This is a genomic window from Geminicoccus flavidas, assembly GCF_009806515.1.
Lineage (GTDB): Bacteria > Pseudomonadota > Alphaproteobacteria > Geminicoccales > Geminicoccaceae > Geminicoccus > Geminicoccus flavidus.
On the sequence record NZ_WUJP01000380.1, the window covers coordinates 1 to 7576 of the forward strand.

The 7576-nt window shown below is 67.2% G+C and carries 6 protein-coding genes and 1 pseudogene; 4 read left to right on the top strand and 3 right to left on the bottom strand.

Annotated features, from left to right (window positions below):
- Both EQG76_RS33405 and pepN read right to left on the bottom strand, forming a co-directional pair.
- Positions 1-115, bottom strand: a pseudogene (locus EQG76_RS33405) (calcium-binding protein); the annotation flags it as partial.
- Positions 116-428: 313 nt separating this feature from the next.
- Complete coding sequence (gene pepN / locus EQG76_RS10715; RefSeq protein ID WP_159713221.1) at positions 429-3062, bottom strand: aminopeptidase N; 2634 nt, start codon at positions 3060-3062, stop codon at positions 429-431.
- 148 nt (positions 3063-3210) lie between these two features.
- Here pepN and EQG76_RS10720 point away from each other — a divergent pair, with 148 nt between their 5' ends.
- The 4 genes from EQG76_RS10720 to EQG76_RS10735 all read left to right on the top strand — a co-directional run bounded on the left by EQG76_RS10720 (position 3211) and on the right by EQG76_RS10735 (position 5758).
- Complete coding sequence (locus EQG76_RS10720) at positions 3211-4083, top strand: NAD(P)-dependent oxidoreductase (protein ID WP_159713223.1); 873 nt, start codon at positions 3211-3213, stop codon at positions 4081-4083.
- A gap of 146 nt (positions 4084-4229) precedes the next feature.
- Positions 4230-4559, top strand: a complete 330-nt coding sequence (gene hspQ, locus EQG76_RS10725) for a heat shock protein HspQ (protein WP_159713225.1) — start codon at positions 4230-4232, stop codon at positions 4557-4559.
- A gap of 102 nt (positions 4560-4661) precedes the next feature.
- Positions 4662-5318, top strand: a complete 657-nt coding sequence (fsa, locus tag EQG76_RS10730) for a fructose-6-phosphate aldolase (RefSeq protein ID WP_159713227.1) — start codon at positions 4662-4664, stop codon at positions 5316-5318.
- Between the two features lie 11 nt (positions 5319-5329).
- Positions 5330-5758, top strand: a complete 429-nt coding sequence (locus EQG76_RS10735) for a hypothetical protein (protein ID WP_159713229.1) — start codon at positions 5330-5332, stop codon at positions 5756-5758.
- Positions 5759-5765: 7 nt separating this feature from the next.
- Here the strand turns inward: EQG76_RS10735 and EQG76_RS10740 are convergent.
- A partial coding sequence (locus EQG76_RS10740; protein ID WP_159713231.1) for a phosphoenolpyruvate carboxylase occupies positions 5766-7576 on the bottom strand: 1811 nt, incomplete at its 5' end.

The following is a 7576-nucleotide window of genomic DNA, read 5'->3' on the forward strand; positions in this document are numbered from 1 at the left end:
GATCGTTCCCAGCCTTCCCGGCGATGCGGTCATTGCCCGCAAGCCCCCGGATGATGTCGGCAGCCGAGGTGCCAATCAGCACATCCGCCTGCACAGTCCCGGAAATATCGGCCATGCTCCATCCTCCCCGCAGAGGCAGGCACCGCAATGACAGCTAGGATCTGTAAGTGTATCAGATACTCGATTTGTTGCTACATGATTGTCGGGAGGAGGATGTACGGCGCTCTCGCAATCATCCCCATGCTCCACTGCACAACTTCAGCCGGCTGTAACTTGCCAGGGTCCGCCAGCATTGGGTGGGCAATCGCAGGCGACCGAGACAGGCTGCTGTTCCCTACGTGCGGGCCAGGCTCGGTGCCGGGCAGCCCGACGCCGTCCGGCCTTACGGCGGCCCCGGGTGATCCGATGATGTCGGCCCAGAACTGCCCTCACTCCAGGCTCTTGCTGGCGATCTCGTAGCAGTCGCGGGACAGGTTCGGCTGGGCCAGGGCGCGTTCCAGCTCGGCGCGCATCAGCGCTTGGCGTGCCGGGTCGTAGGGCTTGAACCGGCCGAGCGGGCGCATCAGCCGGGAGGCGACCTGCGGATTGCGCGGGTCCAGCTCCAGGATCCGGTCCATCACGAACCGGTAGCCTGCCCCGTCCGCCCGGTGGAAGCCGGCCGGGTTGTTGGCGAACACGCCGACCAGGGAATAGACCCGGTTCGGATTGCCCAGCGTGAAGGCCGGGTGGTGGCGCAGCCGCTCGACCTTGGCCAGCACCGCCTCGTCATCGACCGAGGCCTGCAGGGCGAACCACTTGTTGACCACCAGCGGCTCGGACTGCCAGCGGGCATAGAAGCTGGCGAGCGCGCTGGCAACAAAGCCGTCGCCGCTCTCCAGGAGTGCCCGCAGGGCGGCGAAGCTGTCGGTCATGTTGTCGGCGCGTTCGAACTGCCGCCTGGCCCGTGCGACTGCTTCCGCGTCCGCCGCCTGCACCGACCAGTAAAGGGCCTGGTTCTTGATGGCCCGCCGTCCCGCTGCCGCCGTGTCGTTGCTGAACGGCTCTCCATCGGAGAAGCGCTCGTAGGTTTCGGCCCATTCGCTGCGCAGCTCGCGGCTGAGATCCTGCTGCAGGCTGCGCAGGGCGCCGCGGATGCCCGCCACATCGATCTCCCGGCGCTGCTGGCCGACATAGTTGAAGGATGGCAGGTGCACGGCGCGAGCGGCGAAGGCCGGATCGGCCGGCGCGTCGGCCAGCACCTTGCGGAACGCGTCCAGCAAGGCCGGCGAGGCCTCCGCCCGCCCTCCCACATCGACACCGCGCAGGATCAGGCGCAGGGCCAGCTGCTGGCCGGCTTCCCAGCGGTTGAACGCGTCCTCGTCCTGGCCCAGCAGGAGGGCCAGCTCGTCGTCCTGATAGTCCAGATGGAGGCGCACCGGCGCCGAGAAGTTGCGGAGCAGCGAGGGTATCGGTTCCGCGTCCAGCCCCTTGAACACGAAGCGCTGGCGGGCCTCCCTCAGCTCCAGCACGCGCTCCGTGCCCTTCGGCTCGTTCTCGCCTTCCAGCATGAGCGGCAGCGGCGCGCCGTCCCGGCCGAGCAGGCCCATGCGGATCGGGATATGCAGCGGCAGCTTGTCTGGCTGGCCGTGCGTGGGCGGCGTCGACTGGGCGATGTCCAGGACCAGCGTGCCGGTGCCAGGGTCGAAGCTACGCTGCACGGAGAGTTCCGGCGTGCCCGCCTGGCTATACCAGCGGCGGAACAGGGCGAGATCCTTGCCGGACGCATCCTCCATGGCGCGCACGAAATCCTCGCAGGTCACCGCCTGGCCGTCATGGCGCTGGAAATACAGGTCGATGCCGGCGCGGTACGCTTCCGGCCCGACCAGCGTGTGGATCATCCGGATAACCTCCGCCCCCTTCTCGTAGACCGTGCGCGTGTAGAAATTGTTGATCTCCACATAGGAGTCCGGCCGGATCGGGTGCGACATCGGCCCGGCATCCTCGGGAAACTGGCCTTCGCGCAGGAGCTGGACGTCGCCGATCCGCTTCACCGCGGCCGAATGCATGTCCGAGGTGAACTGCTGGTCGCGGAAGACGGTGAGGCCTTCCTTGAGGGTCAGCTGGAACCAGTCGCGGCAGGTGACGCGGTTGCCGGTCCAGTTGTGGAAATATTCGTGCGCGACGATGCGCTCGACCTGCATGAAGTCGGCATCGGTGGCGGTGTCGGCGCGCGCCAGCGTCGCAGAGGTGTTGAAGATGTTGAGGCCCTTGTTCTCCATCGCCCCCATGTTGAAGTGCGACACGGCGACGATCATGAACAGGTCGAGATCGTACTCCAGGCCATAGACGTCCTCGTCCCACTTCATCGACTTCTTCAGCGACTCCATGGCGTGGCGGCACTGGTCGATCACCGCGTGCTCGGAATAGATCCGGAGATCGACATGGCGGCCGGACTTCGTGGTGAAGCTGTCCTGCAGCAGCGCCAGGTCGCCCGCCACCAGGGCGAACAGGTAGGAAGGCTTGGGGAACGGGTCCTCCCAGACGGCGAAATGCCGCCCGTCCAGCAGCTCGCCCGCGGCGACCGGATTGCCGTTGGACAGCAGCACGGGACAGGTCCGGCGCTCGCCGGTGATCCGCACCCGATAGACGCTCATCACGTCCGGCCGGTCCTGGGAATAGGCGATACGCCGGAAGCCCTGTGCCTCGCACTGGGTGCAGAAGATGCCGTTGCTGAGGTAGAGGCCGGAGAGTGCCGTGTTGTGCTTGGGGTCACAGCGCTGGGTGATCTCCAGGACGCAGCGCTCGGGCAGGTCCTTGACGATCAGCCCCGCAGGCGTCGGGACGATCCGCTCTTGCGCCAGCGGCACGCCGTCCAGCCTGGCGCCCAGAAAGTTCAGGGCCTCGCCGTCCAGCTCCAGGTCCGGCGAGCCGCTGACCTGACCGTTGCGCTCCAGCGTCAGCCGGGAGACGACGGTGGTGGCCTCGGGGTGGAGGTCGACATCCAGCTCGATCCGCCGGGTCCACCAGTCCGGCTCCCGATAATCCTCGCGCCGGATGATGCTGCGGGTGCTGCCGTCGGCCATGATTCACTCTTCAACAGGTCGGAAGCCCGCAATGTGGCCACCGGAAACCGATGCCGCAACGGGGTGCACGATCGGGCGGATCATGGCATGGATCGCCGCGAACGCGCGGCAGGCGCGCCGGCAAGGCAACTGAAGGGAGACGATTGTCATGGCCACCTATGCATTCCTCGGTCTGGGCGTGATGGGTGGCCCGATGGCCGGCCACCTGGTGAAGAAGGGGCACGACGTCACGGTCTGGAACCGGACCGCGGCCAAGGCCGAGGCCTGGGCGAAGGAGCATGGCGGCAGGGCGGCGCCCTCGGCGCGTGCGGCGGCGGAAGGTGCCGAGGCCGTGTTCATGTGCCTGGGCAACGACGACGACGTGCGCTCGGTGGTCTATGGCGAGAACGGCGCGCTGGCGGGCCTTGGCGACGGCGCGCTCCTGGTCGACCACACCACCGCCTCCGCCGACCTCGCGCGCGAGCTGGACGAGGCCTGCCGCAAGGTCGGGCGCGGCTTTCTGGACGCGCCGGTCTCCGGCGGCCAGGCAGGTGCGGTCAACGGCGTGCTGACCATCATGGTGGGCGGCGAGGCGGCGGCGTTCGCCAAGGCCGAGCCTGGCATGCAGGCCTATGGCCGCACCATCACCCATATGGGTCCGGCCGGGGCTGGCCAACTCGCCAAGATGGTCAACCAGATCTGCATCGCGGGCCTGGTCCAGGCGCTGTCCGAGGCGGTCAACTTCGCGCAGAAGGCCGGACTCGACACGGACAAGGTGCTCGCCACCATCAGCAAGGGGGCCGCGCAGTCCTGGCAGATGGAGAACCGCTGGAAGACCATGGCGGAGAACCGGTTCGACTTCGGCTTCGCGGTCGACTGGATGCGCAAGGACCTCGGCATCTGCCTGGAGGAGGCCAAGCGCAACGGCGCACCCCTTCCCGTCACGGCACTGGTGGACCAGTTCTATCGCCAGGTGCAGATGAAGGGCGGCAACCGGTTCGACACCTCGTCGCTGATCGTCAACCTGCGCGATCCCGCGTAATTGATGCCAGGATGGTGAGCCAGCGGCACAGCCGCCTCTGGAACAAGCGGCTGAAGCTCACTAGTTTCGGCAGACTTCTATCTTTGCGCAAAGGCCGGCCGCCCCAGCACCGCATCGCGGCGCACCGACCATTCGAGGAACAGCCCATGTCGGACCGACACGCCAAATACCGTATCGGCCAGGTGGTGAGACACAGGATCTTCCCGTTCCGCGGCGTCATCTTCGACGTGGATCCGGAATTCGCCAACACCGAGGAATGGTACCAGTCGATCCCGGAGGACCTCCGCCCGCGCAAGGACCAGCCCTTCTACCACCTGTTCGCGGAGAACTCGGACAGCTACTATGTAGCCTACGTGTCCGAGGGCAATCTCCTGCCGGATTCGACCGACGAGCCGATCGAGCATCCGCAGGTCCGGCAGATGTTCGGCGAGCTGCAGAACGGCCTCTACCGGCATCGCGACCGGGTGACCCACTAGGGGCCCGCCCGCGGGCCGGCAGGCGTTGCCGGGGTTCGCACCCAGCCGGAATCACGGTACATTGGGAAGGCGGCCGCTTGGCCGCCTGTTGGAGCGCGTTTCATGAAGTTCTTCGTCGATACGGCCGAGATCAGCGAGATCCGGGAGCTGGCCGCGACCGGCCTACTGGACGGCGTGACCACCAATCCCTCCCTGGTCGCCAAATCGGGCAAGCAGTTCCTCGACCTGATCGCGGAGATCTGCGACGTGGTGGACGGCCCGGTCAGCGCCGAGGTCACCGCGATCGATGCAGAGACGATGCTCAAGGAGGGCGAGAAGCTCGCCAAGATCGCGCCCAATGTCTGCGTGAAGCTGCCGCTGACCAAGGACGGGCTGTTCGTCTGCAAGCGGCTGACGGGCCAGGGCATCAAGACCAACGTCACGCTCTGCTTCTCGCCGGCACAGGCGATCCTGGCGGCCAAGGCAGGTGCGACCTTCGTCTCGCCCTTCGTCGGCCGGCTCGACGACATCGGCGCCGACGGCATGGGCCTGATCGCCGACATCGTCGAGATCTACCAGAACTACGACTATTTCGAGACCGAGGTGCTGGTGGCCTCGGTGCGCGGCCCGGCGCATGTCGTGAGCGCCGCCAAGCTCGGCGCGCATGTGGTGACCGCGCCGGCCGGCGTCATCAAGAGCCTCCTGAACCATCCGCTCACCGACAAGGGCCTGGCCGCGTTCGTCGCCGACTGGCAGAAGACCGGCCAGTCGATCCTCTGAAGGCACCGGCGATGCTCGCGCGCGTCCTGACCGCCCTGCTCCTAGCCCTGCCGGCCGCGGGCATGGCCGGCGAGGGGGCCGGCGGGGGCGCGGACGCGATCCTGCGCGACCTGGGCCTGGCCGGACCTGCCGAGATCGTTAGGGTCGCCACTTCCCGCCAGCCGGATGGGAGCGTCGCCGTGATGCTGCAGCCGAACGGCCAGGCGAAGCTCGTGGCCGATCCGGGGGTTACCGTGGTGCCGGTCGACCCGGCCGGCATGGCGGTCGCGGAGCCGGCGGCACTGGTCGATCACGGGCAGGAATATTTCGCGCTGCCGCCGGTCGTGCAGGTCCGGCCGGGCAAGGCCACGGCACTGCGGGTCGAGTACGCCTACTGCGTAGTCGACAAGCAGTGCCTGTTCGGCGACGTCACCGTGCCGGTACCGCCGGCACCCGGCTGAGCCGGTCTCAGCCGACTGCACCCAGATGGTGGACCACGGCGCTGCCGATCCGACGGATCTGGCCGTAGAGGCGCAGGATCGGGTCGAACAGCAGCGCATGCTCCTGGCCGTAGCTCTGATTCTCCTCGCTGCGATAGGTCGCCTCGACACCGAAATCGTGGGGCTGGATCCGGGGCTCGGTCATCGGGAAGATATCGCGCAGGATCTCGATCACCGGCTCCACGTCGAGTTGGGTGAGCCGGGCGATCAGGCCGGAGCGGCTGAAATTGTGCCGGTCCGAGAAGTCCGGCACATGCACCGCCAGTACGTCCAGGCGCTGCATCAGGGCGAGCCGCAGGGCGTGGAGGAGGTGGATATTGTCCCTGGCCTCCAGGTCGACCACGATCGGCACCGCACCGGCATCGCGGGTCCGGCGGCGATGCTCCTTCAGCGCGCGTGCCAAGTCCATGTAGTCGCGCAGGAAGACGCGGTGGATGCGGACCAGCCGCTCGTGCAGGCGCATCTGCTCGAACACGCCGGCCAGCTCGCGCAGTTCCTCGATCCGCGCATCCTCGTCATGGCTCTGCGCGCGCGCCAGCCAGGTCGAGGGGTCGTAGAGGTCGATATAGGCCTTGACCACCTCCAGGTCGGTCCACTTGAAGGCATGCTCGACCATGCCGAGCATCCGGCGAAAGCGCGGGCTCTCGCCATAGAGGCGGTGGAAGGTTTCGGGGTCCTTGGCGATCGCCCTGCCCACTCCGCCGATCGTGTTGGCCAGCATGCCCAGCTGCTGGAGGATCGAGTTGTGCGGGATCGCGCGCAGCTGCGAGGGATGGTCCAAGCTCATCCGACCGCTGGCACCGTCATACTGGCGCTTGGCTGGCCGTGAGCCGGTCTGCCAGAGCATGTTGGTGCCCCAGGCGCCCAGGAGCGCCGCATAGTCGCGGTTCTGGATGACCTCGGCGTTGAACTGCTCGATCGAAGCGAAGAACTCGCCGACATAGACCCGCTCGGCGTAGAAGGGGTCCGGTGCGAGGTCGACCGGCTCCAGGCAGTGCTCCAGCACGCGCGTGACCACGGCAAACGCGGTCTCCTCGGTCAGGAAGTACTGGTAGCCGTCGCTGCCCTGGTAGCTGCTCTCCTCGCGTACCGTGATCCCGGCGTCGCGGAACCGACGCCGACTCTCTGGCGTGTCGTAATAGGCGAGCCGGTCGCGGAAGCCGCCCGGATGGGCGCCCCGGCCGATGCTCTCGCCATGGGTGTCGAAGATCACCAGCTCGACCTCGGTCAGGCCGTGCTGCACCAGCAGAGGCGCCAGCTCCAGGCGGATCTGCTCGATCAGATAGCAGGCGGCAGTCTGGCCCAGAAAACGGCCGGCGTCGGAAAAGCCGGTTTGCACGCATAGGCGCCCGCGGCTCTTGATGTAGTCGCGATAGACCGGCACCTCGAGCGCGCCGGCGATGATCTCCACCCCGCGGGTCAGGGCAATGCGGGTCTCGAACAGGGGCGAAATGTCGATCTGCTCCGCCACGCCGAACAGCTTGGCGAAGTAGAGCGCCGCCAGCAGGGTGAACGAGGTCTCGCACTCGGCGATCAAAAAGCGGATCGGCTCGTCGCGGTCGGCCAGGCGGAGCATGTGCTCCACCAGCATGAAGATCCGCTTGGCGGTGGCCTTCTCGCCGCTGATCGTGCCCAGATGGATCGAGACCGGCTGGACCTCGTCGATCAGCCTGGCGACCGCCTCGACGTAGGACTGGCGATAGGAGGGGTCATCCGCGGCATGCTCCATTCCGATGGTCTTGCGGATCGCGTTGTGGAGCTGGATCGCGTTGACGCGCA

Coding starts and splice junctions, on each gene's coding strand:
- pepN (WP_159713221.1), bottom strand. CDS start 3,062: ATGGCCGACGGCAGCACCCGCAGCATCATCCGGCGCGAGGATTATCGG.
- EQG76_RS10720 (WP_159713223.1), top strand. CDS start 3,211: ATGGCCACCTATGCATTCCTCGGTCTGGGCGTGATGGGTGGCCCGATG.
- hspQ (WP_159713225.1), top strand. CDS start 4,230: ATGTCGGACCGACACGCCAAATACCGTATCGGCCAGGTGGTGAGACAC.
- fsa (WP_159713227.1), top strand. CDS start 4,662: ATGAAGTTCTTCGTCGATACGGCCGAGATCAGCGAGATCCGGGAGCTG.
- EQG76_RS10735 (WP_159713229.1), top strand. CDS start 5,330: ATGCTCGCGCGCGTCCTGACCGCCCTGCTCCTAGCCCTGCCGGCCGCG.